20 protein-coding genes are annotated in these 26,208 nt (G+C 66.6%); 12 read left to right on the top strand and 8 right to left on the bottom strand.

Features of this window, described 5'->3' with window-relative positions; all coding sequences use genetic code 11:
* Positions 1–304: 304 nt before the first annotated feature.
* Together argA and argE are read right to left on the bottom strand one after the other, a co-directional pair.
* Positions 305–1,603, bottom strand: a complete 1,299-nt coding sequence (gene argA, locus LRS53_RS09260) for an amino-acid N-acetyltransferase (RefSeq protein ID WP_133860543.1) — start codon at positions 1,601–1,603, stop codon at positions 305–307.
* Between the two features lie 159 nt (positions 1,604–1,762).
* Positions 1,763–2,923 (bottom strand): acetylornithine deacetylase, encoded by a 1,161-nt coding sequence (gene argE / locus LRS53_RS09255; protein WP_231355702.1) that lies wholly within the window; start codon positions 2,921–2,923, stop codon positions 1,763–1,765.
* A gap of 171 nt (positions 2,924–3,094) precedes the next feature.
* On the opposite strand from argE, the gene LRS53_RS09250 reads away from it, so the two are divergent.
* The 4 genes from LRS53_RS09250 (at position 3,095) to LRS53_RS09235 (ending at position 11,187) form a co-directional block, all read left to right on the top strand.
* The gene (locus LRS53_RS09250; protein ID WP_231355701.1) at positions 3,095–4,444 is read left to right on the top strand and encodes a CYTH domain-containing protein; all 1,350 of its coding nucleotides are present in this window, start codon (positions 3,095–3,097) and stop codon (positions 4,442–4,444) included.
* A gap of 187 nt (positions 4,445–4,631) precedes the next feature.
* Positions 4,632–6,413: a GspE/PulE family protein gene (locus tag LRS53_RS09245; protein ID WP_017639492.1), complete on the top strand. Its 1,782-nt coding sequence runs from the start codon at positions 4,632–4,634 to the stop codon at positions 6,411–6,413.
* A 39-nt stretch (positions 6,414–6,452) separates the two neighbouring features.
* Positions 6,453–10,799 carry a PAS domain S-box protein gene (locus LRS53_RS09240; protein ID WP_231355700.1) on the top strand — a complete coding sequence of 1,449 codons (4,347 nt, stop codon included), beginning with the start codon at positions 6,453–6,455 and terminating at the stop codon, positions 10,797–10,799.
* Between the two features lie 73 nt (positions 10,800–10,872).
* Entirely contained in the window at positions 10,873–11,187 is a 315-nt protein-coding gene (locus tag LRS53_RS09235; RefSeq protein ID WP_064308157.1) for a DUF2388 domain-containing protein, read from the top strand.
* A gap of 81 nt (positions 11,188–11,268) precedes the next feature.
* On the opposite strand, the gene gcvH is transcribed toward LRS53_RS09235, so the two are convergent.
* Positions 11,269–11,652, bottom strand: coding sequence for a glycine cleavage system protein GcvH (gcvH, locus tag LRS53_RS09230; RefSeq protein WP_017639489.1), 384 nt, complete (start codon positions 11,650–11,652; stop codon positions 11,269–11,271).
* Positions 11,653–11,729: 77 nt separating this feature from the next.
* The gene (locus tag LRS53_RS09225) at positions 11,730–12,773 is read right to left on the bottom strand and encodes a glycoside hydrolase family 5 protein (RefSeq protein WP_331275296.1); all 1,044 of its coding nucleotides are present in this window, start codon (positions 12,771–12,773) and stop codon (positions 11,730–11,732) included.
* Between the two features lie 442 nt (positions 12,774–13,215).
* Here LRS53_RS09225 and LRS53_RS09220 point away from each other — a divergent pair, with 442 nt between their 5' ends.
* The 4 genes from LRS53_RS09220 (at position 13,216) to LRS53_RS09205 (ending at position 17,438) form a co-directional block, all read left to right on the top strand.
* Entirely contained in the window at positions 13,216–14,541 is a 1,326-nt protein-coding gene (locus LRS53_RS09220; RefSeq protein WP_231355699.1) for a PQQ-dependent sugar dehydrogenase, read from the top strand.
* Between the two features lie 126 nt (positions 14,542–14,667).
* Positions 14,668–15,342 carry a response regulator gene (locus tag LRS53_RS09215; RefSeq protein ID WP_064308173.1) on the top strand — a complete coding sequence of 225 codons (675 nt, stop codon included), beginning with the start codon at positions 14,668–14,670 and terminating at the stop codon, positions 15,340–15,342.
* Complete coding sequence (locus tag LRS53_RS09210; RefSeq protein ID WP_093256920.1) at positions 15,339–16,715, top strand: sensor histidine kinase; 1,377 nt, start codon at positions 15,339–15,341, stop codon at positions 16,713–16,715. The genes LRS53_RS09215 and LRS53_RS09210 overlap by 4 nt, the downstream gene beginning before the upstream one ends.
* Positions 16,716–16,823: 108 nt before the next feature.
* Positions 16,824–17,438 (top strand): glutathione S-transferase family protein, encoded by a 615-nt coding sequence (locus tag LRS53_RS09205; protein ID WP_017639484.1) that lies wholly within the window; start codon positions 16,824–16,826, stop codon positions 17,436–17,438.
* A 7-nt stretch (positions 17,439–17,445) separates the two neighbouring features.
* Here LRS53_RS09205 and LRS53_RS09200 read toward each other — a convergent pair whose 3' ends face one another.
* Positions 17,446–18,681 (bottom strand): HD-GYP domain-containing protein, encoded by a 1,236-nt coding sequence (locus LRS53_RS09200; RefSeq protein ID WP_231355698.1) that lies wholly within the window; start codon positions 18,679–18,681, stop codon positions 17,446–17,448.
* Between the two features lie 106 nt (positions 18,682–18,787).
* Between LRS53_RS09200 and LRS53_RS09195 the strand changes: the two genes are divergently transcribed.
* Complete coding sequence (locus tag LRS53_RS09195; protein WP_231355697.1) at positions 18,788–19,675, top strand: acyltransferase; 888 nt, start codon at positions 18,788–18,790, stop codon at positions 19,673–19,675.
* A 72-nt stretch (positions 19,676–19,747) separates the two neighbouring features.
* Positions 19,748–21,181, top strand: a complete 1,434-nt coding sequence (mdtD, locus tag LRS53_RS09190) for a multidrug transporter subunit MdtD (RefSeq protein ID WP_231355696.1) — start codon at positions 19,748–19,750, stop codon at positions 21,179–21,181.
* Positions 21,182–21,268: 87 nt separating this feature from the next.
* Here mdtD and LRS53_RS09185 read toward each other — a convergent pair whose 3' ends face one another.
* Complete coding sequence (locus tag LRS53_RS09185; RefSeq protein ID WP_017639480.1) at positions 21,269–21,478, bottom strand: cold-shock protein; 210 nt, start codon at positions 21,476–21,478, stop codon at positions 21,269–21,271.
* Positions 21,479–21,890: 412 nt separating this feature from the next.
* Between LRS53_RS09185 and LRS53_RS09180 the strand changes: the two genes are divergently transcribed.
* Positions 21,891–22,583, top strand: coding sequence for an HAD-IA family hydrolase (locus LRS53_RS09180; protein WP_231355695.1), 693 nt, complete (start codon positions 21,891–21,893; stop codon positions 22,581–22,583).
* A gap of 43 nt (positions 22,584–22,626) precedes the next feature.
* Here LRS53_RS09180 and LRS53_RS09175 read toward each other — a convergent pair whose 3' ends face one another.
* Entirely contained in the window at positions 22,627–23,841 is a 1,215-nt protein-coding gene (locus tag LRS53_RS09175) for an NAD(P)-dependent oxidoreductase (protein ID WP_173148743.1), read from the bottom strand.
* 287 nt (positions 23,842–24,128) lie between these two features.
* Positions 24,129–25,622, bottom strand: a complete 1,494-nt coding sequence (locus LRS53_RS09170; RefSeq protein WP_231355694.1) for a lipid II flippase MurJ — start codon at positions 25,620–25,622, stop codon at positions 24,129–24,131.
* Between the two features lie 316 nt (positions 25,623–25,938).
* Here LRS53_RS09170 and LRS53_RS09165 point away from each other — a divergent pair, with 316 nt between their 5' ends.
* Entirely contained in the window at positions 25,939–26,193 is a 255-nt protein-coding gene (locus tag LRS53_RS09165) for a YebG family protein (protein ID WP_007161283.1), read from the top strand.
* Positions 26,194–26,208 lie beyond the last annotated feature (15 nt).

Below are 26,208 nucleotides of genomic sequence, written 5' to 3'. Positions count from 1 at the left end.
AAGCCTTGTCCACTGATAGCGGCGGTGCCCACCAGTGGAAAACGCTGCGCGGTTTTCCACGCTACGTCTCCAAACGCCAGCGGACGATTCGATGGTTGACAAGGGCGCCCTCCAATATCGATGCAGGAAGTGCCAGCTGCACCCTGGAGCGGTTTCAGTTTGGACTGGCGCTATCGCGGCCGTGGGCCGCTCCTACAGGTGTGCCTAGAATGTGTAGGAGCGGCCCATGGCCGCGATGACGAGGGGCTTGGTAGCGTTAGGCTTCTAGGATGCAGCCGTCTCAGCCCAACCTACGAGCGCGCCCTTACAGGCCCTTCTCGAAGATCTTCGAGTTGCGCTGGAAGTTGTACAGTGACGCCCGCGCTGCGGGTAGGCGTTCCACGCCGCTGGGTTCGAAGCCGCGCTCGCGGAACCAGTGGGCGGTCTTGGTGGTGAGCACGAACAGGGTGCCGAGGCCGCGCTCGCGGGCGCGTTGTTCGATGCGTGCCAGCAGGGCGTCGCCGCGGCCGCCGTGGCGGTAGTCGGGATTGACCGCGAGGCAAGCCAGCTCGCCCGCCGCCGAGTCGGCGATGGGATAGAGCGCCGCGCAGGCGATGATCAGGCCTTCGCGTTCGACGATGCTGAATTGCTCGATCTCGCGCTCCAGCACCTCGCGGGAGCGGCGCACCAGGATGCCCTGCTCCTCCAGCGGGCGAATCAGCTCCATCAGGCCGCCGACGTCGGCGATGGTCGCTTCGCGCAGGGTCTCGAAGGGTTCCTGGGCCACCAGGGTGCCGCTACCGGCGCGGGTGAAGAGTTCGGTGAGCAGGGCGCCGTCCTCGGCGTAGCCGACGATGTGGCAGCGGCGAACACCGCCACGGGTGGCCTGGGCGGCGGCATCGAGCAATTCGGCCTGGTAGGAACTGCCCAGGCGCGCCAGATGGGTGGGGATCTGCTGCGGGCCGATCTCGCGGATCAGGGCGCCGTGTTCATCCAGCAAGCCCGGTTCGGCACCGTAGAGCACCAGCTTGTCGGCGCCCAGGTCGATGGCGGCGCGCATGGCGACGTCTTCGCAGGCCAGGTTGAAGGTCTCGCCGGTGGGGGAATAGCCCAGCGGCGAGAGCAGCACGATGGTGCGCTCGTCGAGCAGGCGACCGATGCCGCGGCGGTCGATGCGGCGGACTTCGCCGGTATGGTGGAAGTCGACGCCGTCCTGCACCCCCACCGGGCGCGCGGTGACCAGGTTGCCACTGGCGACCCTCAGCCGCGAGCCCTGCATGGGCGAGGCGGCCATGTCCATGGACAGCCGCGCCTCGATGGCGCTGCGCAGGCTGCCGACGGCATCGATCACCGCTTCCAGGGTCGGGCCGTCGGTGATGCGCAGGTCGTTGTAGAAGCGCGGCTCGATGCCACGGGCGGCCAGGCGCGATTCGATCTGCGGACGCGATCCATGCACCAGCACCAGGCGCACGCCCAGGCTGTGCAGCAGGACCAAGTCGTGGACGATGTTGCCGAAGTTGGGGTGGGCGACGCCGTCACCGGGCAGCATGACGACGAAGGTGGCGTCGCGGTGGGCATTGATATAGGGCGAGGCGTGGCGGAGCCAGTTGACGTAGTCGTGCATCGAGACGAAGACCCTTGGTGGATAGGCGTGAGGGTGAACGAGGGCAGGCAGGGCGTTCAGCGTCGTCGCAGCACGGAGGTTCCTCGACAGGGAGCGGATGGGCAGGGTCAGTAGACCACCTGGAGTTTACAAAAAGTCACGCCAAGCGCGCGGATCTGTTCATCGGGCGACCGCCGCCTGCTCCAGGCAGTAGTGGCCGATCAGTTGCTGCAGCAGCTTGACGGTAGGTGCGATCCGCGCCAGCGCCAGGTGCTCCTCGGGCTGGTGCGCGCAGCCGATGTCGCCGGGGCCGAGGACCAGCACCTCCTGGGCGATCGCCTGCAGATAGGGCGCCTCGGTGGCGAAGGCCACGGCGTCGGCGGCGTGGCCGGTGAGGCGCTCGGCCAGGCGCACCAGCTCGGCGTCGGCCGGCTGCTCGAAGGGCGGCACGGCGGGAAACAGTGGCTGGTAGTCGATGCGTACCCCGAAGCGCTCGGCGACGGGCAGCAGGCGTCCGCGGATGGACTGGCGCAGGACTTCGGGCTGCATGCCCGGCAGCGGGCGCAGGTCAAATTCCAGGGCGCACTGGCCACAGATGCGGTTGGGGTTGTCGCCGCCATGGATGCAGCCGAGGTTGAGGGTCGGCTGGGGCACCAGGAACAGCGGATTGCGGTACTCGCGCTGCCACTGGGCGCGCAGGTCGAGCAGTTCGCCCATTACCGCCTGCATGGCCTCCAGGGCGCTGTGACCCAGGCTCGGGTCGGAGGAATGGCCGCTCTGGCCGAGGATGTCGATGCGCTCCATGAGGATGCCCTTGTGCAGGCGGATCGGCCGCAGCCCGGTCGGCTCGCCGATCACCGCGGCGCGGCCCAGCGGGCGACCGGCCTCGGCCAGCATCCGGGCGCCGTCCATGGAGGATTCTTCGTCGCAGGTGGCGAGCACGATCAGCGGCTGGCGCAGCTGCCGCAGATCCAGTTCGCGTACCGCCTCGAGGATCAATGCGAAGAAGCCCTTCATGTCGCAACTGCCCAGTCCGTACCAGCGATCGTCGGCTTCGCGCAGACGCAGGGGATCGGCCTGCCAGAGCGCCTCGTCATAGGGCACGGTATCGGTATGGCCCGCCAGCACCAGGCCGCCCGGTCCGCTGCCCAGGGTGGCGATCAGGTTGAACTTGCCCGGCGCCACCTCCTGGGTCGCGCAGGCGAAGCCCAGGGCGCCGAACCAGTCGCTCAGGCGAGCGATGACGCCAGCGTTGGACTGGTCCAGCGCCGGCTGGGTGCAGCTCACCGAGCTTTCGGCGATGAGGGTTGAGAACAGAGCTTTCAGCGCGGGCAGGGTCATGCGGGGTCTCCTGGTCACGGCTCCATCATGGCGCCATCCGCCGTGCGATGAAACCTTCATGGGCCTTGGCGACGCGGACCGGCTAAACTAGCGGCCACGTTCTCGCCGTCCGTCATCACGACGCGCTCGGCACGGAGCCGGACCGTTCTCTTCCGGCGCCAGGATCTTCCAATGGCCAAAGAAACCGAAATCAAGCTGCGCGCCAGTGCGGCCACCCTTGACGCCCTGCGCGCTCATCCGCTGCTGAAAAAGCGCTGCAAGGAAGGCTGGCAGCGCCACGAACTCTCCAATTGCTATTACGACACCGATACCCGCGACCTGGCCCATGCCAAGGTCGCCCTGCGCGTGCGGCGTGATGGCGACCGCTACATCCAGACGCTCAAGAGCCGCGGCCAGAGCCTGGCCGGGCTGTCCGAGCGCAACGAGTGGGAGTGGCCGCTGGCCGATGCCACCCTGGACACCGCGCTGTTCGACGACAGCTGCTGGCCAGCGGAGCTGGCCGACCTCGACCTGCGCCGCCTGCAGCCGGTGTTCGATACCGATTTCGTCCGCGACGCCGCGGAAATCGCCTGGGGCCGGGGCAAGACCCGTACCGTGATCGAGGTGGCCCTGGACCAGGGCGAGGTGCGCGCGGGCGAGCAGCGCGAGGCCATCGCCGAGGTCGAGCTGGAATTGCGCCAGGGCGAACCGGCGGCGTTGCTGGAGCTGGCCGAGCAACTGGCGGCCGAATTCCCGTTGATGCCGTGCGACATCAGCAAGGCCGAGCGCGGCTATCGCCTGCACGATGCGGCCAGCTACACCCTCTATCTGTCCGCACCGGAACTGGACGCCGAGACGCCGCTGGACGAAGCCGTCGCGCGCCTGGGCTGGCACCTGCTGGCCGGCAGTCAGCGCCTGGCCGAACAGTATCGCTGGAATGGCCACTGGCGCCTGCTGGTGGACTGGGTGCACCAGCTGACCGATCTGCGCGCCTTGCTCGGCAGTCTCGGCCAGGCCGCGCCGCGTGCCACCAGCCGCGAGCTGCGCCAGGCCCTCGATGACCTGCTCGCCGACTGGCGCCCGCTGGCCGCCATCGGCCAGGACGACGAAGAGGCCCGCCGCCAGGCGCCGCAGCGCTTCGCCGCCGAGCTGGAACAGCCGCGCTGGGGCCTGTTCTCCCTGCGTGCGGCGCGCTGGCTGCATGAGCGCGCCTGGATCCAGGGGCGTACCGGCCGCGGCGAGCGCCAGGGCGTGACGCCGCTGGGCCAATGGCTGCCACGCCTGCTGGCTCAGGAGGCGGCCGAACTGCCACTGCTGCGCGCCATCACCGAACCCGAGCTGATCCAGCAGCAGCTGCCGCGCCTGGAACGGATGCAGGTCTGGCTGCACCTGGCGCGTGGCGCCCTGGACCTGCCCGAGGCCGACCGCCTGTATGGCGAACTAGGCAAGCTGGCGCCGCTGAGCGCCCATGGCGATCTCGCCGGGGTGGCCGAACAGGCGCGCCTGGTCCATGGCCTGACGCCCTGGAAAGCCCTGGCCTGAGCCACCGGACGGCAGGAAAGCCTGGCGCGCCCAGCCGTCCATCCTGATGGCACAAGGCCGCGAGCGATTCCTTAAAACAAAGTCGCTATGCTGGAGGAGGCGACCAACCTGGCGGTACGGCAGGCGGGTCGTTCCCGGTCAGGCACCGGGCGCCACCCGAGTGTGACCACCTTTTCAAGGAGTCCAGATGTCCGCCATAGCTTCCCCTTCCGCTGATCGTTGGCTCGACCTGGGCGACATCCTGCGCGAGCTGGTCAGCCAGCAGCGGATCGACCAGCAGACCGCTGAGCAGTGCCTGCTCTTGCGCCGTGGCTCGGCCAATCCGCAGCAGCATCCGCTGGAGTTCCTGGCGGCGCAGAGCGTGGACGACCTCAGCCGACCGGGGCGCAAGCTGGATCTGGACAGCCTGACCCGCTGGCTCGCCGAGTACTCGGGCCAACCCTTCTACCGCATCGATCCGCTCAAGGTGGACGTGGCCTCGGTCACCCCGCTGATGTCCTACGCTTTCGCCCAGCGCAACAAGATCCTCGCCGTGGCGGTGAGCCCGGACGAGGTGACGGTGGCCAGCGCCCAGCCCTTCGTGCACAGCTGGGAGAGCAACCTCACCCATGTGCTGCAGCGACCGATCAAGCGGGTGGTGGCCAGCCCCGCGGACATCACCCGCTATACCCAGGAATTCTTTCGCCTGGCGCGCTCGGTCACCGGCGCCTCGGCGGTGGAGCAGAAGACCAGCGGCGTCGGCAACTTCGAGCAGTTGGTCAATCTCGGTGCCGCCGATGGCGAGCCGGATGCCAACGATGCCCACATCGTCAACATCGTCGACTGGCTGTTCCAGTACGCCTTCCAGCAGCGCGCCAGCGATATCCACGTCGAGCCGCGCCGCGAGCAGGGCGCGGTGCGCTTTCGCATCGACGGGGTGCTGCACACCGTCTACCAGTTCCCCGCCCAAGTCACCCTGGCGGTGGTCAGCCGGATCAAGAACCTCGGCCGCATGAACGTCGCCGAGAAGCGCAAGCCCCAGGATGGCCGGATCAAGACGCGCATGGCCGGCGAAAAGGAAGTCGAACTGCGCCTCTCGACCATGCCCACCGCCTTTGGCGAAAAGCTGGTGATGCGGATCTTCGACCCAGACGTGCTGCTCAAGAGCTTCGACCAGCTCGGCTTCTCCGCCGATGACCTGCGCCGCTGGGCCGGCATGACCGGGCAACCCAACGGCATCATCCTGGTCACCGGCCCCACCGGTTCGGGCAAGACCACCACGCTGTACACCACCCTCAAGCAGCTGGCCACGCCCGAGGTGAACGTCTGTACCATCGAAGACCCCATCGAGATGGTGGAAGACGCCTTCAACCAGATGCAGGTGCAGCACAATATCGAGGTGACCTTCGCCAGCGGTGTCAGGGCGCTGATGCGGCAGGACCCGGACATCATCATGATCGGCGAGATCCGCGACCTGGAAACCGCCGAGATGGCCATCCAGGCGGCGCTGACCGGGCACCTGGTGCTTTCCACCCTGCACACCAACGACGCCCCCAGCTCGGTGAGCCGGCTGATCGAACTGGGCGTGCCCTATTACCTGATCCGCGCCACGGTGCTGGGCGTCATGGCCCAGCGCCTGGTGCGCACCCTCTGCCCGGCCTGCAAGACGCCCACCGAGCTGGACCCGGCCGCCTGGCAGGAACTGACCAAGCCCTGGAACGCGCCGCTGCCCACCGGGGCCATGCAGCCGGTGGGTTGTCCGGAGTGTCGCGACACCGGTTACCGCGGTCGTGCCGGGGTATACGAAATCCTCACCCTCTCCGATAGTCTGCGCGAACTGGTGACGGCGGATACCGACATCACCGCGCTGCGGCGGCAGGCGTTCAAGGAAGGCATGCGCAGCCTGCGGCTGTCTGGTGCGCAAAAGATCGCCGCCGGTTTCACCACCGTGGAAGAAGTCCTGCGCGTCACGCCCCAGAGCGAACGTTAGCGCCCCAGCATCCCGCGAGCGGAACAAGGATAGCCAGCCGTGCAGACAACCGTCGTGAATCCTGCCGTAGGCGCCGAGGACGCCGAACAGCGCCGTCGCCGCCAGGAGGTCCTGACCGCCTACGGCGTGCTCGACGACCAGCCGGAGCCGGCCCTCGACGACCTGGTGGAACTGGCGGCCACCCTGTGCGAGACGCCCATCGCCGCGGTCAACCTGCTCGGTGAAGAGCAGCAGCTGTTCATCGCCGAGCGCGGCCTGGGCGTGGCGGAGATCCCCCTGGCCCTGTCCTTCTGCCAACACCTGCACGCGGCCCAGGAGGCGCGGCAGATCGAAGACCTGAGCCAGGACCCGCGCTTCACCGACAATCCCCTGGTCACCGATCCGGCCGGGCTGAGATTCTATGCCGGCGCCCCGCTGCGCACGGCGGAAGGCGTCTTTCTCGGCACCCTCTGCGTGCTGGACTGGCAACCGCGCGAATTGAGCGCCGCGCGCCTGAGCGGACTCGAACGCCTGGCGCGCCAGGTGCTACGCCTGTTCGAGACCCGCCTGCAGGCGGCGTCGCCCACCCGGCACAGCACCCTCGACGAAACCCATTACCGCGCCCTGATGGACGTCAATCCACAGATCATCTGGTTCGCGCGGCCCGATGGCAGCTTCGAATACGCCAATCGCTACTGGTACGAATACAGCGGCCTGAGTCCGGCCAACGTGGTCGCCGATCCCGATCTCTGGGCCGGCGCCATCCATCCCGAGCAGCGCCCGCAATTGCTGCGCCGCTGGCGCGAGGTGCGCGAGCAAAGAGTCGCCGGCAGCCTGGAGTTGCAGCTGCGCGATGCCGAGGGTCGCTACCGCTGGTTCGAAACCCGCACCATGCCCTTCACCAATGCCAGCGGCGAGATCGAGCACTGGGTCGGCGTGGCCCAGGACATCGACAGCCGCAAGCGGGCGGAAACGGCGCTGCGGGAGAGCGAGGCCTTCGCCCACCTGCTGCTCGAATCGACCCACGAAGGCTTCTGCGCCCTGGATCGCGACGGCCGCGCCACCCTGTGCAATCGCGCCTTCCGGCAGATGCTCGGGCTGTCCGAGGAACGAGACCTCCTTGGCGAACGCCTGGATACGCGACTCAGCTCCGCCCGCAGCGAGGATGGCGCCCGAGCCCTGCAACGAGCTGCCAGCGAAGGCGCCACCCTGCACCTGTCCGCCGATGCGCTGTTGCGCGAGGACGGCAGTCTGCTGCCGGTGGAATGGCGCGCCCAGCCGCTGTGGCGCGACGGCGAGGTCCAGGGCGCCATCTGCACCTTCGTCGATCTCAGCGAACGCATCCGCAGCCATGATCGCCAGCGCTTCCTGCTCGAACTGGGCGATCTGCTGCATGGCGTGACCCACACCGGCGAGGTCGCCTCGGTACTGGGCGACAGCCTTGGCCACCTGCTAGCCGTGCAGCGCATCGGCTACGCCCGGGTCGGTCGCAACGGCAGCCTGACCATCGACAGCGACTGGCTCGAACAGGGCCGTACCCATCGCCTCAACCTGCCCAGCCTGGGTCACTGGCACACCTCGGCGGTGGAGGAATTGCGCCGTGGCATCATCGTCAGCGTGGAAGACAGCGCCCAGGACAGTCGCCTGGGCGAGATGCGCGCCCAGTTGGTCGAGCATGGCGTGCGCGCCGGCCTGGTGGTGCCCTTGCTCGCCGAAGAGCAACTGGTTGGCCTGTTGTTCCTCTATGCCGACACGCCCCGTCACTGGACCATCGGCGATGTGGCCCTGGTGCGCGAGGTGGCCGAGCGCATCCGCATCGTCATCGAACGCACCGCGGCGGCCGAGGCCCTGCGCCTGGCCGAGCAGCGCATCGCCCTGGCCATGGACGTGGCCGACCTGGGCGTCTGGGACTATGACATCGACCGCGATCTGATCAGCTGGGATTCGCGCCTCGCCCATCTGGTCGGCGCCACGGAGCGCCGCTGCACCCTGCGTGGCGCGGCGCTGCTGCGCGCCCTGCATCCCGCCGATGCGCCCCGGGTGCGCGCCTATGTCAGCGCGGCCATCCAGGGCGGCAGCAATGCCTATGACCTGCGGCTGACCTTTCGCGTCCGCAGTCCGCGCCAGGGCGAACCGGTGTGGCTGAGCATCCGCGGCCGCGAACGTCTGGAGCCCGGCGGTCAGCGGCGGCTGGTGGGCATCGCTCGCGACATCACCCGTGAACGCCACGACGCCGATCGCATCAGCGAGACCAACCGCCAGTTGCGCCGGCAGATCGAGGAGCGCCGCGCCGCCGAGGCGCGTCAGCACGCCCTCATCGAACTGGGCGACCGCTTGCGTGAAGGGGATCCGGAAAGCACCGGCGTCGCTGCCGCCCTGGAGCTGGTGGGTACGCGACTGGGCCTGCGCCGGGTCGGCTATGCCCGTCTGGACGAGAATCGGGGCATCTTCGTCCCGCAGCAGATGTGGACGCCCAACGGCCATTGCGATCAGGCCCTGGCCTATCCCCTGCTCGCTCCCGACAGCCTGGGCAACCAGGAGGGCGCACCACCCCTGGTCATCGACGATGTCAGCCAGGATCCGCGGGCCCAGGCCAATGCCCAGCCCTTGCTCGAATTGGAGATCGCGGCGCTGGTGGACATCCCGCTCTATGAGGACGGTCGCCTGCGGGCGCTGTTCGTCGCCCATGACCAGCGCGCTCGGTTGTGGACGGAAGGCGAGGTGCAATTCCTGCGCGATGTCACCGACCGCCTCTGGGCGGCCATCTGCCGGCAGCGCTCCCAGGACGCCCAGCGCGAGAGCGAGGGCCGCTTCCGCCTCATGGCCGACAGCGCCCCGGTGTTGATCTGGGCCTGCGATGCCGATGGCCAGTTGCAATTCGTCAACCAGCGCTTCGCTCGCGAATTCGATCTGCACGACGCCGATCTGCATGACCAGGGCTGGAGTGCCCTGCTCCCGGACAGCGAATGCCCGGCCTTCGAGGGCGCCTTCAAGCAGGCCATCGCCACCCACAGCGCCCTGCGCGCCGAGGTGCGGGTGCGCAATGCCCAGGGTGAGTGGCGCTGGCTACGGCTGGAAGGTACGCCGCGACTGGAGCTCGACGGTGAGTTCCATGGCCTGGTGGGCTGTGGCGTGGACGTCACCGAGGCGCGCCAGACCACCGACCAACTGGAGCAGCGCATCGCCGAGCGCACCCAGGAGCTGGGACGCAGCCATGCGCGGCTGATCGCCGAGATCTACGAACGCGAGCGCACCGAAGAAGCCTTGCGCCAGTCACAGAAGATGGAAGCCATCGGTCAGCTCACCGGTGGTATCGCCCATGACTTCAACAACATGCTCACCGGCATCGTCGGGGCCCTCGACCTGATCCGCCTGCGCATCGCCAACGGGCGCACCCAGGACCTGGATCGCTACATCAACGCCGCGGTCAATTCGGCCGATCGCGCCGCCGCCCTCACCCATCGGCTGCTGGCCTTCGCCCGCCGCCAGACCCTGGACCCGCAGCCGGTGGACGTGCACCAGCTGGTCGGCTCGCTGCAGGACCTGCTGGTGCGTACCGTGGGCGAGAACGTCGCCCTGCGCCTGGATCTGGCGCCGGTCGCCTGGCTCGCCCACAGCGATACCCACCAGCTGGAAAACGCCCTGCTCAACCTGGTCATCAACGGCCGCGACGCCATGCCGGCGGGCGGCGAGCTGTGCATCGCCACCGCCAACCTCAGCCTCGACGCCGAGGCCGCCGCGCGCGAATCCCTGACCCCGGGCGACTACGTGCGCCTGAGCGTGGCCGACACCGGCACCGGCATGCCGCCGGAGGTCAAGGCCAAGGCCTTCGAGCCCTTCTTCACCACCAAGCCGGCCGGCCAGGGCACGGGGCTCGGCCTGTCGATGATCTACGGCTTCGTCAAGCAATCCGGCGGCACCGCGCGCATCGACACCGAGCAGGGTCAGGGCACCACCATCAGCCTCTATCTGCCGCGTCATCCCGAGCTGGCGGCGGCCACCAGCGAGCAACCGACGCTCAAGGTCGCGCCCCGTGCCGAGGCCGGCCAGACCGTGCTGGTGGTGGAAGACGAGTACGCGGTACGCATGATCGTGCTGGAGGTGCTCGCCGAACTGGGCTACATCGCCCTGGAGGCGAGCGACGCCGATGGCGCCCTGCCGATCATCGAGAGCGGCCAGCGGCTGGACCTGCTCATCAGCGACGTCGGCCTGCCCGGCATGAACGGCCGCCAACTCGCCGAGATCGCCCGCGGTCGGCGGCCCGAGCTCAAGGTGCTGTTCATCACCGGCTATGCCAAGAACGCCAAGGTGCGTGGCGAATTCCTCGGCGAGAACATGGACATGCTGATCAAGCCCTTCGACATCGATGCCCTGGCGGAACGCATCCACAGCATGATCCAGGGCTAGGCTGATGCAGCGGCCTGGAACTCAGCGGACGTCTGAGCTCTCTATAGGAGACCTCAAGAAGGAGATCTCATCCATGCGCCTGAAGAAGCTTGCTCTGGTTTCCCTGATCGGTCTGCCGCTACTGGCCGCGACCACCGCCGCCAATGCGGATGCGCGGTTCTGGCGGCATGCCGCGACCCTGGGGGCGACCTCCGGCTCGTTCTATACCACCAGCCGTGACGACCACAAGATCGTCGCCGCCACCCAGGACGACGCCAGCTCCTACCTGGCTAGCAACGGCCAGATCCGTGGTCCCTACCTGGAAGCCGCGCTGCGCGACATGCGCGCCGCCGAGCCGGGCCTCAAGGCCAGCGACAACGATCTCGCCATGCGTATCCTGACCCAATAAGGGCCAGGCAAAAAAGAACCCCGCCGGTCAACGCCGCGCGGGGTTCTTTTTTGCCGGTTGCCTGGGCGTGAGGCTGTCGCCTCAGCTCTCGCTGGCCGCGCGATAGCCGTCGGCGTCGAGCAGCCTGTCCAGCTCGGCCGCGTCCTGCGGCTTGAGCTTGAAGAACCAGGCGCCATAGGGCTCGCCATTGACCTGCTCGGGGGCGTCGGCCAGGGCCTCGTTGATGGCGATGACCTCACCGCTCACCGGAGCATAGATGTCCGAGGCCGCCTTGACCGACTCCACCACCCCGGCCTGGTCACCGGCCGCGAGGGTCTTGCCGACGTCCGGCAGTTCGATGAAGACCACATCGCCCAGGGCTTCCTGGGCATGGTCGGAAATGCCGACGGTCACGCTACCGTCGGCTTCCAGGCGCGCCCATTCGTGGCTGGCGGCATAACGCAGGTCGGCGGGAATCTGGCTCATGAGGGGTCCTCGGGGCTGGCACGGTTAAAACTCAAGGGTAGCCTGCCGACCCCAGGGACCGCCATCGCTGACCGGGCTTAATTGGGCCCGATGCTGGCGCAGCTGGTGTTGTCGACGTACTTCTTCAGGGTCGCCCACTGGGGACGATCCACGCCGTTGATGGGTTCCACCGCCAGGTTGTAGTTGCCCCAGCCCGGACCGGCAGCCCAATAGCTGGCCGGGATGCAGTGCTGCTTGAGATAGGCCAGCATGTTGTCCATGGCCACCAGCCAGCGCGGATCGTCGTCCGGCACACCGAATTCGCCGATATAGCCCTGCTTGCCGTTCTTTTTCAGCCAGTCGACGAAGGGCCTGACGCGCTTCACCCCGACCTGGGGATCGAAGCCGCTCATGTCCTTGCTGGCGTACTGGCCGCCGCCGTCGTTGTCGAAATAGACGTGGGCGGAAAAGATCAGCTTGTTGGCCGGATCCTTGAGCGCCAGCAGCGGATCGTTCCACTGTGGCCAACGGGCGGCGCTGGACCAGCCGTTGCCCTCGACGATGATCGGATGGACGTTGTCCACGGTACGGATGCCGTTGATGCCGTGCTGGGCGGCGGTCGGCCAGAAGGCCACGGCGTCGTGGGGCTCGTTCATGATGTCGTAGCCATAGAGCGCCGGATGCTTGCCGAAGCGGAAGGCCAGGCGGTAGGTCACGTCCCAGTAGTTGAAATAGGTGACCTTGCCGGCGCCGATGACCTCGCCGCGATAGCGCGCATAGTTGTGCAGGTCGAGGATCACCTTGACGTCGTACTTCTGGGCATAGTTCAGCGTCTGGGTGACCAGGGCGCCATAGTCCGGATCCAGCATGGAGTTCAGCTTGGGCTGGATACGCTCCCAGATGATCGGAAAGCGCACCAGCTTGATGCCCTTGGCGCTCCAGTCCTTGAAGTGCTGCTCGCTGGGAAAGATGTAGTTGCGGTTGTTGAGGCCGGGTAAGACATGGCTGGCGAAGCCGGCACCGGAAAAGTTGAGCCCGACCAGCTCGACCGCCTGGGCCGAACCGAAGAGGGCGCTGCTCAGGGCCAGGGTACCGGCCAGACGCAGGGAAAACTGGCGCACGCGCCGGGTAAGGGATTGCATGACTGCACCTGTGGAAAAGAAGACTCCCCGCCCCCGCAAGCTAACGGGTTCCAGCGTGGGCGAGCTCAGGCGACCGCGTTCTGTTGCGGCGCCGCTGGGTGCGACTTCGTCGTCATTGTTGGGGCTGCTATCGGCGTCACCGCCCCTAGCTTTAGTGAATTTTTTCCTGCAAAAACAGCCAGTTACGCCGTGAATCGCGTCAGATAGCCGCCACTTTTCTGCAACCACCAGCGCAACCGAGCTAACACCTTGAATCGACAAGACTTTCTGTATCCATAAAAGAACGGGTCAGACGCCGTGGCACGCAAAAAGACCAACATTCCCGAAAGAGTCATTTTCAAGACCCACTGGAGCGGACCTGCCAGATGACCCCAGGACCTGGCCCGGAACGTTCGCCGGAACCTGCGCTCTATCCTGCGAAGCCCACCGCGAGAGCCCTGCCATGCCCCTGAGCGCGCCCCTGCCGCTGCGTACCTTGGCCGTGACCCTGGCCACCTTGACCCTGCTTGGCTGTGGCGAGACCGCACGGCTGCAGCGCGAGGCCGGTTACGGCCCGGCACCGACCCTGCCGGAACCCCACAAGACCCTGCTGCCCACCATCAACGTGGCGCCGGCGGTCGGCTGGCCCGAGGGCGGCAAGCCCACTGCCGCGCCGGGCACCCAGGTGCAGGCCTTCGCCGGCGGCCTGGACCATCCGCGCTGGCTCTATGTATTGCCCAACGGCGATGTGCTGGTGGCGGAAAGCAATGCGCCCAGGCGCGAGGACTTTCCCGGCATCAAGAACTGGATTGCCGGCCTGTTCATGAAGAAGGCCGGCGCCGGGGTGCCCAGCGCCGATCGCATCACCCTGCTGCGCGATGCCGACGGCGACGGCGTCGCCGAGACCCGCCTGGTCTTCGCCGAGCACCTGCATTCGCCTTTCGGCATGGCCCTGGTGGGCGAGGACTTCTATGTCGCCAACGCCGATGCCCTGGTGCGCTTCACCTACCGCCCCGGTGCCACCCGCCTGGAAGGCCAGGGCACCCGGGTCACCGACCTGCCGGCCGGCATCAATCACCACTGGACCAAGAACGTCATCGCCAGTCGCGATGGCCGGAAGCTCTATCTCACCGTGGGCTCCAACAGCAACGTCGGCGAAAACGGCCTGGACATCGAACAGGGTCGCGCCGCCATCTGGGAGCTGGATCGCGCCAGCGGCCAGAAGCGCCTGTTCGCCACCGGCCTGCGCAACCCCAATGGCTTGGACTGGGAGCCCACCACCGGCAGGCTGTGGACGGTGGTCAACGAACGCGACGAGATCGGCAGCGACCTGGTCCCGGACTATGCCACCTCGGTACAGGATGGCGGCTTCTATGGCTGGCCCTACAGCTACTGGGGCAAGACCGTGGACAGTCGGGTGCAGCCACCCCGCCCGGATCTGGTGGCCAAGGCGCTGACCCCCGACTATGCCCTGGGCACCCACACCGCCTCCCTGGGCCTAACCTTCGCGAGCGCCGACTCTGGGCTGCCGGCCGCTTTTCACCAGGGAATGTTCGTTGGCCAGCACGGCTCCTGGAATCGCGATCCCAAGAGCGGTTACAAGGTCATCTTCGTGCCCTTCCAGGACGGCAAGCCCAGCGGCCCGCCGCGGGACCTGCTGACCGGTTTCCTCAATGCCAAGGAAGAGGCCCAGGGGCGTCCGGTCGGGGTGGTCAACGATGGTCGCGGCGGCCTGCTGGTGGCCGACGATGTCGGCAATACCATCTGGCGGGTCAGCGCCCAGCGCTGAGACCTTGTTAATCCGGCCTTAAGCGCCCGGGCCTAGGCTGGAAGCTGACCATCCTGGGGGATGGTCACCGCTCTTGCCGAGGCCGGCCCGGAGCGGTACAACCGCTCCACCGCCTGGGAAAAACCGATGAGAATTCTGCTGGCCGAAGACGACATGTTGCTGGGCGACGGCATCCGCGCCGGCCTGGCGCTGGAAGGCGATACCGTCGATTGGGTGACCGATGGCCAGGCCGCCCAGGCGGCACTGGAAACCGATCCCTTCGATCTGGTGGTGCTCGACATCGGCCTGCCCCGCCGCTCGGGACTCGAAGTCCTGGCCGCCCTGCGCAAGCGCGGCGACGCCACCCCGGTGCTGATCCTCACCGCCCGCGACAAGGTCACCGACCGGGTCACCGGGCTGGATACCGGCGCCGACGACTACCTGACCAAGCCCTTCGACCTCGACGAACTGCTGGCCCGGGTGCGGGCCCTCACCCGCCGCAGCGCGGGTCGGGCGCTGCCCCAGTTGGAGCACAACGATCTGCGGGTCGATCCAGCCACCCACCGGGTGACCCTGGCCGGTCAGCCGGTCGAACTGGCGCCGCGCGAATACGCCCTGCTGCGCCTGCTGCTGGAAAACATGGGCAAGGTGCTCTCGCGCAATCGCCTGGAGCAGGCGCTCTACGGCTGGGATGGCGACGTCGAGAGCAATGCCATCGAGGTCCATATCCATCACCTCAGACGCAAGCTCGGCAGCAGCCTGATCCGAACCGTGCGCGGCATCGGCTACGGCATCGACCAACCCGAGCGGCCGGCGCCGTGAGCGACGGCCCGGCCATCTCGCTGCGGCGGCGACTGCTGACGCTGCTGCTGTGCGGGATCTTCGCCTGCTGGCTGATCGCCGCCCTGGTGACCTACCAGCTGGTGCTGCGCCAGGTGAATCGCCTGGCGGACGAGGACATGCTCGACTTCGGTTCCGCAGCGCTGCATCTGGCCACCCTCGGCGCCGGCAGCGATCACAGCCTGCCGCCCGCGGCGCGTACTCTGGAGCGCAGCCGCACGGCCATCGCCGACTTGCCGCTGTTCAAACGGCGCAACGCCCTGGGCTATCTGCTACAGGCCGGTGACCAGCGCCTCGGCACCCCGGCGCCACCCGCCGGCCTGGCCGAGCAGCCGCCCGGTTTCAGCAGTCTGCTGGCCGAAGGGCAGCACTGGCGTGTGCTGCGCCTGAGCAGCGGCGACGGACGCATCTGGATCTACGAAAACCTGGCCGATCGGCGCGGCGCTACCAACCTGCTGCTGCTCGGCTCACTGTTTCCCCTGGCGCTGGCCCTGCCGGTGCTGGCCGCACTTATCTGGTTCGGCGTCACCCGCGGTCTCGAACCGCTGCGCCAGCTGGCCGCGCAGATCAAGCAGCGTTCCGCCCAGCGCCTGGAGCCCCTGGCACTGAACCGGGTCCCCCTGGAAGCGGCGGTGCTGGTCGAAGAGATCAACGCCCTGCTGCAACGCCTGGACGGCGCCCTGGAAGCCGAGCGCCGGCTGACCAGCGACGCCGCCCACGAGATCCGCACGCCCCTCGCCAGTCTGCTGACCCACACCCAGGTCGCCCTGAGATCCAGCGATCCCCAGGCCCACGCCCGGGGCCTGGTGCAGGTGCGCCGCAGCGCCGAACGCATCAGCCAGCTGATGGAGCAGATCCTGCTCCTGGCCCGCCTGGACAGTGGCGCCCTGCAGGAGCAGTTCGTCCCCGTCCACCTCGGTCGCCTGGCGGCGGACACCCTTTCGGAACTCGCGCCGCTGGCCATCGAAAAGCACATCGACCTGGTGCTGGAGGATCAGGAGGTCAAACTGTCCGGCATTCCTACCTGGCTGGGGGTGCTGCTCACCAACCTGGTGGGCAATGCCATCCGCTACACCCCCAGCGGCGGCCAGGTACTGGTGCGGGTTGTCGAGGACGTACCCGGTCGGGTACGCATCAATGTCTGCGACAGCGGCCCCGGGGTCAGTCCGGAAGAGCGGGCGGCGATCTTTACCCGCTTCTACCGCAGCGAGAGCGCCGGCCAGAACGTCGGCAGCGGCCTGGGCCTGCCCATCGTCAAACGCATCGTCGAAATTCATGGCGGCAGTCTGCACCTGGGCGAAGGCCTGCAAGGACGCGGGCTGGGGGTGTACGTCGAGCTGCCGGGCCTGGCCTGATCCAGCCGCCTACGACCAAGGCGATCTTTTACCCAGGCCGGCCTAGGGCTTACAGTGCAGGGCTTCGCCACCAGCGAAGGCAGTCCTGCCCTCTGGAGAGCCCGGCCCATGTCCATGATCCTGTACCACACTCCCGCCTCGCCCTTCGGTCGTAAAGTCGTGGTGATGCTCCACGAGACGGACCTGATCGAGCAGGTCGAAGTGGAAATCGTCCAGCAGACGCCGCTCAATCCCAACCGCGACGTTCTCGATACCAATCCGGCCGGCAAGATTCCCGCCCTGCGCCTGGCCGATGGCACCTGCCTGCACGACAGTCGCGTCATCCTCGACTATCTGGACACCCTGCACGAGCGCACCCCGCTGATCCCGCGTCAGGGCCCGGAGCGCTGGCGCCGCCTGACCCTGGCCTCGCTGTGCGACGCCATGATGGAAGCTGCCGTGCAGATCCGCTACGAGAGCTTCATGCGCCCGCCGGGCATGCAATGGAAACTCTGGCTGGACAACCAGCAGGAAAAGATCGCCCGGGCGCTGGACTACTTCGAGCGCGAGGCCATCCAGGAGCTGGACGGCGAATTCGACGTGGCCAGCCTGGGCATGGCCTGCCTGCTCGGCTATCTGGACTTCCGCATCCCCACCTTTGCCTGGCGCAGCGACTGTCCGCGCATCGCCGCCTGGTATGCCCGCACCGACGAACGCCCGTCGCTGCAGGCGACCCGCCCCTGAGCCGGCGCTAGGCCTGCTGCCAGAGCCGCTGCAGATTGCGAAAGCCCCACTCCTCCGGATCCTCGCGCCGCAGGATGCGTTCGTTGGCGGGGGGCCGGGCGAGATCCAGCAGCCGCTGCGGCAGGGGCGTGCGCGAGCGAGCGGAAAAGAACACCCGCACCCGCGGCGTCAGCAGGCTGTCCGGGTGCTGCTCGACCACCACCGCCAGCTGCTCGTTGCTCAGCCGCACCAGGGAGCCGATCGGATAGATACCCAGCGTCTTGACGAAGGCCTGGAACACCTGGGGATCGAAATGCCCCTGCCATTCCGCCATGCGCCGGATCGCTTCCGCCGGACTCCAGGCGGTCTTGTAGGGGCGGGTCGAGGAGATGGCGTCATAGACGTCGCAGACCGCGGCGATGCGCGACAGCAGACTGATCTGCGTCCCGGCCAGGCCACGGGGATAGCCAGTGCCATCGAATTTCTCGTGATGGTGCAGACAGACGTCGATCACCTCCGCGGCCGCGCCCCACTGCTGCAGCAGGGCGACGCCCTCCTCGGGGTGCCGCTGCATCACGGCGAATTCCGCGTCGGTCAGCTTGCCTGGCTTGTTCAGTACCTCCAGAGGGGTACGCATCTTGCCCACGTCGTGCAGCAGGCCAGCCTGGCCGGCGAGCTGCACCTGCTCCGCCGGCAGCTCCATCTGCCGCGCCACCGCCGTCATCAGGGCGCAGACCGACACCGAATGGATGTAGGTATACTCGTCGGCCGTGCGCAGCCGCGTCAGACTGATCAGCGCCGTGGGATGCCGCAGCACCGACGCCGAGATCTGCTCGACCACGGTCGCCACCTCGCTCAGCTCGATGGCCTGGCCCAGGCGCACGTCCTGGAACAGTCGCGCCACCTCCTGCTTGGCATGGGCGCTCACGGCGGAAGCCTGGGCCATTTCCTGGGGACAACTGATGGCAGTGCCTGGGGCGCTGGTCGCGAAGGTGGTGGGCGTAGGCCGGGCTGGCGCGACGGCGGGTTCAGGAGGCGTGACCGGAGCTACGGGCATCGCGCGTTCGGCCGGGGGCTGGCAATCCCGCCCCTTGGCGATATCGATCCACACGGCGGTCACGGCGCTGTCCTGGATCTTCTGCAGATCGCGCGGCTCCTGGAGCAGGAAGCGCGCCTTCCAGAACGGATGACCGATCCAGCTGCCTTCGAATCTGTGGATGTACATGCCGAGGCAGACCTCGGCACTGGTAACCTTCTTGAGCATGGCGTTCACTTCGCAGCTGATCGGCAGCAGCCATCCAGAAGCAAATGATCGCAAAATGCCAGGCCGCGCTAAAGACTATCGCCCTAAGTTCCAGACGAGAGAATCCATGCACCTCCTGACCGGTATCGCCGTCTCCCTGCTGCTCCTGCTGAACACCCTGGTCATGATCGGTCCGCTGCTGGCATTCGCCTTGATCAAGCTGCTGCCAAGCGTGGCGCTGCGCGATGTCTGCTCCCGGGTAGTCACGGCCATCGCCGAGACCTGGGCCGAGATCAACAAGGTCATCTTCGCCCGGCTTACCCCTACCGTCTGGGACATCCGTGGCACCGAGGTGCTCAGCCGGGACAGCTCCTACCTGGTCATCTGCAACCACCAGTCCTGGGTCGACATCCCCGCCCTGATCGAAACCTTCAACGGCAAGGTGCCCTACTTCAAGTTCTTCCTGAAGAAGGAACTCATCTGGGTGCCCTTCCTGGGTCTGGCCTGGTGGGCGCTGGACTACCCCTTCATGAAGAGATACAGCCGCGCCCAGCTGGCGCGCCGCCCGGAGCTCAAGGGCGCGGACCTGGCCATCACCCGCCGCGCCTGCGAGAAATTCCGTCGCCAGCCGGTGACCATCGTCAACTATCTGGAAGGCACCCGCTTCACCGCCGCCAAGCATGCCGAGCAGCATTCGCCCTATCGCCACCTGCTCAAACCCAAGGCCGGTGGCATGGCCTTCGTCCTCGCCGCCATGGGGGAGCAGCTGGACACCCTGCTGGACGTCACCCTGGTCTATCCGGACGGTCGCGTGCCCGGCTTCTGGGACCTGCTCTGCGGACGGGTCAAACGCGTTATCATCGATATCCGCGCGCGCCCTCTGGATCCGGCGCGCTGGGCGGGCGATTACAGCGAAGACGCGGAATTTCGCGCAGGCTTCCAGCAATGGGTCAGCCAGCTCTGGGCAGAAAAGGACCAACGGATCGAGGCGCTACTGGATTCCCGCTCGCATTGAATCAGCGGGGCACCCTGCCGCCTGCCGACAGTCAGAGTGCGGGTAGTCGGCTGTCTCGACAAGGACCCCTCAATGCCCACCCCGACGCTCGATACCACCACGACCCGCTGGCTTCCCTGGCTGATCGCCGTCGCCTTCTTCATGCAGTCGTTGGACGCGACCATCGTCAACACCGCCCTGCCGCGCATGGCCGCCGACCTCGGCGAGAATCCCCTGCGCATGCAGGGGGTGGTGATCGCCTACCTGCTCACCGTCGCGCTGTTGATTCCCGCCTCCGGCTGGATTTCCGATCGTTTCGGCAGTCGCCGCGTCTTCTTTACCGCCATCGCCCTCTTCACCTTTGGCTCACTGCTCTGCGCCCTGGCGCCCAGCCTCAACCTGCTGATCGCCGCCCGGGTCATCCAGGGCCTCGGCGGTTCGCTGATGCTGCCGGTGGGGCGGCTGGTGATCCTGCGCGTCTATCCGCGCAGCGAACTGGTGCGCATCCTCAGCTTCATCACCATTCCCGGCCTGATCGGCCCCCTGGCGGGCCCGGCGCTGGGCGGCTGGCTGGTGGAGGCCGTGTCCTGGCACTGGATCTTCCTGATCAACCTGCCGGTGGGCATCCTCGGCTGTCTGGCCACCCGCCGCCTGCTGCCGGACCTGCGCAGCCCTCTGCCGCAGCGCTTCGATGGCCTGGGCTTTCTGCTGTTCGGCACCTCCATGATCCTCATCAGCATCGCCCTGGAAGGCCTCGGCGAACTGCACCTGCCCCATGTGCGCGTGGTATTGCTGCTGATGGGGGGCATGGCCTGCATGGTCGCCTACTGGCTGCGCGCCCTGCATCACGACCAGCCGCTGTTTTCCGCCGAGCTGTTTCGTATCCGCAGCTTTGCCGTGGGCATCTTCGGCAATCTCTTCGCCCGTCTCGGCAGCGGCGCCCTGCCCTTCCTTATCCCGCTGCTGTTCCAGGTCGGCCTCGGCTATTCGCCGACCCAGGCCGGTCTGCTGATGATGCCCCTGGCCTTGTCGGCGATGCTGGCCAAGCCCATCGCCGGTCCGCTGATCGGCCGCCTCGGCTATCGGCGCCTGCTGGTGGGCAATACCCTGCTGCTGGGCTGCCTGATCGCCAGTCTCGCCCTGATCGGCCCTGCCACCCCCTTCGTCTGGCTGCTGATCCACCTGGGCATTCTCGGCGCGGTGAACTCCATGCAGTTCACCGCCATGAACACCATCACCCTCATCGACCTGCACGACCAGCAGGCCGCCAGCGGCAACAGCCTGCTGTCGGTGGTCATGCAACTGGCCATGAGCTTTGGCGTCGCCTGCGCCGCGGCGTTGCTGGGCGGCTTCCAGGACGACTATGGCGACACCGAGGTGCTGTCCGCCTTCCGCGCGACGTTCTTGAGCGTCGGTGCCCTGTCAATGCTGGCGGCGGCGATCTTCCTGCAGGCCTCCCGCGAAACCGGTCGCCGAATCAAGCCCCTGGTCGCCGAGCCGGAAAAGAGCGCGCAGAACGTGGAGTGACGCGGCCGGCCAGGCCGATCGAATCGGCAGAAACGAAAAACCCCGGCCTGGCCGGGGTTTTTCGTGAGCTTCGGGCGACGTCAGGTGTCAGATGACCTGTACGCGCTCTGCCTGCATGCCCTTCTGGCCTTGCACGACTTCGAAGCTGACCTTCTGGCCTTCAGCCAGGGTCTTGAAACCAGTGCCTTCGATGGCGCGGAAGTGCACGAACACGTCCGGACCGCTTTCGGGAGTAATGAAGCCGTAGCCTTTGGTTTCGTTGAACCACTTGACGGTGCCGTTCTGACGATTCGACATGACGGGTGTTGCTCCTTGGAATAACGGGTTTGTTATTGACACGTGCTGGCGCGGCAGTGCGTTGCATAGACCAAACGCCTGGTACTGAGTTGCAAGGAGTAACAAGAATCGAGCAGCAAGGGGTGGACGAAGAGCCTACCGCCTCAGGTCACGATCGACGGCGACCCAAGCAAACACAGTTCTCGAACTCTACGCCATATTTTTCTGGAAAGCGATTACCCTCCGGAGGCCGAATTCGTTTTAGACAAAGCGCGTTTTACGCCCCTTCGAAAGGCACCGACAAGCCTGTTTTCGACCGCCTGGGCAGCACCCCGGAATCACCGCCACGCCTGCCTTTGCGCTTCCCGCCACAGCTGTCGAAGGGCACGAGATCCACTGCCCCGACCATGAAATCCCCCTGCAAGGAATACCGATGAACCTTACCCCTGTGGAACTGCTGATCAGCGATTGCGATGGCGTACTGGTCGACAGCGAGATCCTCGCCGAACGCGTCGTCCTCGACGGTCTGGCCGCCCACGCACCGCGTGCCGAACTCGAAGCCCTGCTGCACGGTACCTTCGGCCTGACCACCCGGGACATCTTCGCCCTGGTCGAACAGCGCTTCGGCATCACCCTGCCGCCCACGCTGTTCAGCGAGCTGCGCGCCCAGGCCGAGACCCTGATCGCCAGCAGCGTCGAACCCATTCCCGGGGTGAAACGTGCCCTGGAAAGCATTGATCTACCGTTGGCGGTGGCCTCCAACAGCCTCAGGCACAGCGTTGAATCCTCGGTGCGCCGGGCGGACCTGGTGGATCGGGTGGCGGGCCATGTCTTCAGCGCCGACATGGTGGCCCAGCCCAAGCCGGCGCCGGATGTCTACCTGCTCGCGGCCAAGACCCTGGGCGTCGCGCCAGAGCGCTGCCTGGTGATCGAAGACAGCGCCACCGGCGCGCGTGCGGCCCTGGCCGCCGGCATGCGGGTCATCGGCTTCACCGGTGCCAGCCACATTCCGCCGAACCACGGCGACACCCTGAGCGCCCTGGGCGTGACCGCCCTGATCGCCCACATGGATGAACTGCCCGCGACCGTCGCCCGCCTCCGCGCAGCCGCCACCGACGGGCAATGAAAAAGGGGCCCTCAGGGCCCCTTCGCTTTTCGCCGCAGCGGAATCAGGACAGGACCGCCCCCACCGCCTTGGGCAATGCCATCGGTGCCAGGTCGGCAGCCGCGTTCCAGGCCGGCTCGCTCAACTGGGTTTCCAGCAGCTGGCGATGGATCGCCTCGCGATGCTGTTGCAGAACGATGTCCAGGGCGCGGCTGGGCGCCAGTTCGACGTCGTCGAAGGTGACGATCTGGCCGGGTTCCATGGCGCGCTTGAGCACGCTGTGCTTGAGCAGACCGATCGGCAGGTGATCCGGGCACTCGGCGATCTTCACCGCTTCGCCGCGCACGCTGTAGCCACCGATGCCGCGCTCGATGATGTCGCCAGCTGCCATGGGCTTCTTCATGATGGCGGCCACGCTCAGGGTCGGCGTGGTGGAGTTGTTGAGCAGGATCTTGCCGCCGGCGATCACGCGACGCAGGGTCTTGCCGACTTCCAGGGAGCAGAGGTGGAAGGGGCGTACCAGGACATAGTACGGACCCTTGCCCAGTTTGAAGTATTCGATGGCGCCGGCCTGGTCTTCGTCATGGCGACCGACCACGAAGACGCCACCGGCGGAATAGCCGCTCGGGATCACGTAGTCGACGATGGGCTGACCCAGTTGCTCGGCCATCTGCGCCAGGATGTTCGCGCTGTCCTGCAGATTGGTCGAATTCAGGCCTTCCAGACCCTGGCGGGTGATGGTGGCGCCATAGTTGTTGCCGACCACCACCTGCTCGATCTGCACCTTGGTGCCATCGGTGAAGGAGGTGGTCTGGTCGACGCTGGTGCCCTGGCGCGCGGACCAGTAGGCCATGTCTTCCGGGGTCGGGTTGTGGTTCAGATAGCCCTTCATGTTGCCGTAGACCAGCGGCTTGAAGCCCATCTGCACCGCTTCTTCGTGCAGCGCCGCCAGCGAACCCGGCTGGTCGCCCTCGGCCTCGGTGAGAAAGCCCTTGCCCGCCAGGTAGGAGCCCGTCGTCACCTGCAGCTCGGCATTGATGGTGACCACCTTGATGCCGGCCTCGAAGGCGCGCTCGATGATCTCGGTGCCATGGTAGGGATCACCGCTGCACTCCACCAGCAGGTCGCAATGATCGATGAGATCCGCCACCGACTGGGTGAGCGCCTCGGTCAGCGGATAGTCGGTGACCGTGGCGATGGGCCGGCGGGTCAGCACGCGGGTCACGGTCATGTCGTCATAGTGACGACTGATGAGCCGGGCCAGGCAACGCGAGATCATGCCGGTACCGACGATGCCGATACGGGTGACAGGGGATTGGGAGGACATAGGATCGATTCCTTTCAAAGAGAATGTCGGTAGCGAGCAAAGCCACCATGCAAAGTGCCGACCCCAACGACGTGTCCGATCTCTTGCAAATGGAAAAACCACTTCCATCAGAAATTCTTTGACTGGGATCAATCTTTCCGTGCGACTCGAAGCCAAAGCAAAAATTCATGACTTCGTAACAGATAGCGATCAATGGCTGCAGATCGCCATCTTTTTCCTTACCGTCCAGCGACGGCCGTTCAACTCGTCGGTTCTGTGCGCTCCGTGCTGGCCTCACCGCGCGCCCAATAGCCGCGGCGGAACAGATCACGTTCGCCCAGGACCAGCAACAGCAGTAGAAGGCCCAGCATCGCCACGCTGATGCTGACGATCAGCTCCAGCAGACCGACAGGCTTGGGCAACAGCACACTCAGCAGGGCCACGGCGCAGCCAGCGCCCAACCAGCGCAGCAGCAGCGACAGGTGCAGCCCGGCGAGGGAATGACGATAGAGTGCCAGCGCCATGAACACGGCCTGCAGGAAGGCGCCGGTGGTAAAGGAATAGGCCAGCCCCTGGGCGCCGAACGGCTGATAGAGCGCGGCATCCAGGGCCACGGTGATGAAGGAGCTGGCCAGGGTGGCATAAAGGAAGGTGCGGGCGCGCTGCTGCGACAGCAGGGCCCGGCCCCACAGCAGGGCCAGCCCCATCCAGGGCAGACCCATGGCATAGGCCACTACCAGGGTCGCGGTCGCCGCGCTCTGCTCGGCCCCGAAGGCACCGCGCTCCAGCAGGACCTTGACCACCGGCTCCGAATAGCTGAACAGCACCACCGAGGCCGGCACCAGGAACAGCAGGGTACCGAGCAGCGCTTTGCGCATCAGCGCGGCGTACTTGTCGGCATTGCCCTCGTTCCAGCTGCGGGTCAGCTCGGGAAAGATCATCGCCAGGATGGACAGCGCATAGAGCGTGAGCGGAATGGTCACGATGCGGTAGGAGAAGGACAGCATGGTGATGTTGCCTTCGGCCAGCAGGGAGGCGAAGAAGCGCTCGGCCAGCATGCAGCCCTGCTGGGCCCCGGCGGCGAGCAATACCGGGGCGAAGGTCACGGCGAAGGGACTGCCCGCGGGCTTCTTGAAGGCCACCGAACGCTGGCCGAGATAGCCCAGCCGCCGATGCTGGATGACGATCAGCAATACCTGGGGCAGCAGCATGCCGATGAACAGGGCGATGCCGCTCGGCTGCAGGATGACGATGGCCAGGATGGCGCCCAGGTTGAGCATCAGCGTCCGGGTCATTGGCAGGATGAAGATGCGGTCCAGGTTGAGCAGCGCGCCCTGGCAATAAAGGATGGCCTGCACGCAGATCAGCAGGGTACCGACGGCAAAGACCAGCTTGCCGGTCTCGACCTGCTCGTCGCTCCAACCCGGGGCCAGGGCATGCATCAGCCAGGGACTGGCGAGGACACCGATCACCGACAGCAGGAGACCGAACAGGCCGATGCGCCAGTACAGCCAGCGACCGACCTGCTCGTACTGGGTATTGCAGCGGTCACGGATGCGTTGCAGATAGGGAATCATGGCATCGCGCAGGGCGAGGCCGAAGAAGCTTTCGAAGAACACCGGCAGGATGAGGGCGACAAAGATCAGGTCGGCTTCCCAGCTCACGCCGAACTGCCGGGCGATCAGCAGGTCGCGCAGGAATCCCAGCAGGAAGCTGGCGACGGTGATGGCCAGGATGATCAGGGTCGAACTCACGCCCGCACCTCGGTCGACCCAGGCAGGCCACGTGCGGCAATAAGCGGACGAATAAAGATGGCAGGCATGGGCGGTCTCGTTCCGTGAGCCGGAGGTGATCCGGATAAAGGCGGGCAGAGCTGCCCGTTTGGTCCAGACTCAAAGACCAGCTTCCGCGCTTAAGTTTCCCGAGGCAATTCCAGAGACATGCAGAAATGTCGAACGATTGGCAAATTGCCATGACTGGTTGGGCACTGACCGCCGAGCGGTAGCCCTTGCAATCGGGCGGCAAGCCAACTACTGTATATATAACCAGATACAGAATACGAGGTGACGCATGGCCGTCGAAGTGTTGTATCGCAGCAGCCGAGATCCGGAGCGCCTGTTCATGGATAAAGCCGAAGCCGATCGTCACGATAAAATGTTGGAGCTGGCCGAGTCGCTCGCCAGTGTGCTGGACAAGGCCGTCCCCGGTCTTGCCGAAAAGCAGTGCGAAGACCTGGGGCTGTTCATGGCCCGCAATCGCGAAGTCTTTGCCCGGGCGTTTCGCAACCAGCCGGATGCGTTGGGCGAGTTGGACCTGCCCAGCTAGCGAGAGGCGCTGCCC

Origin of the sequence: Pseudomonas sp. PLB05, assembly GCF_021106615.1 — a bacterium.
In the GTDB taxonomy this organism is placed as follows: domain Bacteria; phylum Pseudomonadota; class Gammaproteobacteria; order Pseudomonadales; family Pseudomonadaceae; genus Chryseomonas; species Chryseomonas benzopyrenica.
Note: the sequence above shows the minus strand (reverse complement) of the source record. Positions and strands in the feature narration are given on the sequence as shown.